At 76.1% G+C, this 1808-nt stretch carries 4 protein-coding genes; all 4 read right to left on the bottom strand.

The annotated features are described in order from the left end of the window. Nucleotides 1-314 (bottom strand): Rv3654c family TadE-like protein (locus RIN80_RS19515; protein ID WP_309096901.1); only part of this gene is annotated, 314 nt, incomplete at its 3' end. A 71-nt stretch (nt 315-385) separates the two neighbouring features. Continuing rightward, the gene (locus tag RIN80_RS19510) at nt 386-745 is read right to left on the bottom strand and encodes a TadE family type IV pilus minor pilin (RefSeq protein ID WP_309096900.1); all 360 of its coding nucleotides are present in this window, start codon (nt 743-745) and stop codon (nt 386-388) included. Beyond that, nucleotides 732-941 carry a DUF4244 domain-containing protein gene (locus tag RIN80_RS19505; RefSeq protein ID WP_309096899.1) on the bottom strand — a complete coding sequence of 70 codons (210 nt, stop codon included), beginning with the start codon at nt 939-941 and terminating at the stop codon, nt 732-734. The genes RIN80_RS19510 and RIN80_RS19505 overlap by 14 nt, the downstream gene beginning before the upstream one ends. A gap of 131 nt (nt 942-1072) precedes the next feature. After that, on the bottom strand, nt 1073-1808 hold a 736-nt coding region (locus RIN80_RS19500), incomplete at its 5' end, for a type II secretion system F family protein (RefSeq protein WP_309096898.1).

Here is a 1808-nt window from a genome sequence, read left to right as displayed (position 1 = left end):
GCCGTGAACGGCCTCCGTCCCGAGGCCGCCGTCACGTCCGAGATCTCCCCGGCGACCGCGCACCGCACCAGCCGCACACCCTGGGCCCGGGCCACCCGGCCGGCTCGGGCACAGGCCGCCGTCTCGCCGTCGGCCCAGTGATCCGCCGCCGCCAGCGCCGCGAGGTCCGCTCCGCCCGCCGCCCGGTGCCGGACCACGACGGCCTGCCCCAGCGCGAGGACGACACCGAACACCACGCACAGGACGGCGATCGCCCCCACGCTCCAGACGGTGGCGGACCCCTGGTCCGGGAAGCCGCGCGACGGGCGCTTCACGTGCCCACCGCCCTCTCCACGGAGGTCACGGCGTTCCCGGGCCCACCGCCTCCCCCCAAGCACGCACCCCGTCATGTGCCCACCGCCTCCTCCACCGCCGCCACGGCTTCCTCTCGCACCGCGAACGACAGCCCACGCAGCACCGGCGGCTCGGCCACGACGACCACGCGCACGTGCTCCGCGTCCCGGCTCACCGTCACCTTCGCACCGGGCGGTGCCGCCTCGCGGGCCAGTCGCACCACCGCGCCGGGCGGGTCCTGCCGCGCCGCCGCACGCGCGCCCGTCCGCGCCGCGTCCACGCACTGGATCTGCGCGGCAACGACCAGCAGGCCCCACACCAGCGCCATCGCGAACATCACCAGCACGGGCAGCACCACGGCCGACTCCGCCGTCACGAACCCCCGGTCCCCGCGCCGCTCACATCCGCGCATTGAGTGCTTCCTTCACGATGCTCTGCAGCTCCGAACTGACCGCTCCGCTCGTGACGACCTTGTAGAGCACCACGGCGAACGCCACGGCCGCCACGATGCCCGTCGCGTACTCCGAGGTGACCATCCCCGCGTCGCGCCGCGCCGCACGCATCCCGCGCACCAGGGCTCGCAGCCGAGCCCGCACCATCTGAACCATCTCAACCCCCGTGGGAAAGAGCCCGAACTTGTCTCGGGCGCCGCTTACTTGCTTCCGTCGCTCGCTTGCTTCGCCGCCTGACGCACTGCACTGCGGCTGTCTGATTCGTCCGTGCCTGCGATCGTGCGCGTCTAGCCACCACCTCCTCCGAGCACCCCGCCCGCGAGCCCGATCACCACGGGCAGCACCCCGACCGCGATGAACGCGGGCAGGAAGCACAGCCCGACCGGCGCGCTGACCATGACGCCCGCCCGGCGTGCCCTGGCCGTCGCCGCCCGGGCCCAGTCGGCACGGGCCTCAGCGGCGAGCCGTGCGACCGGTACGGCAGCGGGCAGCCCGGTCACGTCGGCCCGTTCGAGCAGCCGTGCCAGCCCTCCGGCCCCGGGCACACCGGCCAACCTCCGCCAGGCCGCCCCTGGTTCGCCGCCCAGCCGCACCTCCGCCGCACCCCGGGCCAGGGCGTCGCCCACCGGGCCGCCCAGGGCTTCACCGACCGCCTGTGCCGCGACCACCGGTCCGGCACCCGCCGCGATGCAGGCGGCCAGCAGGTCGGCGGCGAGGGGCAGTTGCCGTGCCGCCTCGGCGAGGTCGGGGGCGCCCGGATCCGTCCCGGCCGCCGCCTCCTGTCGCAGCCGCCAGCGCCATGTCCCCACCGCCCCGGCCAGGCCGACGGCGACACCCGCGAGACCACCGACCAGCGCCCACCCGGCGCAGGCGACGCCCACCGGGGCGAGCCAGTTGCGCGCTGCCCGGCGCAAGGCCGGGCGCGGGACGGGAGCGGCGGCTTCCCGGGCGGAAAGCTCCGCCAGTCGTCGCCGAATCCTCCGCCGCAGCCGTGCCTCCAGCACCCACCGCACCCACCACCCG

This window comes from Streptomyces sp., from assembly GCF_031181705.1.
Classification (GTDB): Bacteria; Actinomycetota; Actinomycetes; order Streptomycetales; family Streptomycetaceae; genus Streptomyces.
This window is presented reverse-complemented; position numbering and strand designations above follow the sequence as displayed.

What these genes read in the sequence shown, in the direction of transcription:
- RIN80_RS19510 (WP_309096900.1), bottom strand. Translation starts at nt 745, where the DNA reads ATGCGCGGATGTGAGCGGCGCGGGGACCGGGGGTTCGTGACGGCGGAG.
- RIN80_RS19505 (WP_309096899.1), bottom strand. Translation starts at nt 941, where the DNA reads ATGGTTCAGATGGTGCGGGCTCGGCTGCGAGCCCTGGTGCGCGGGATG.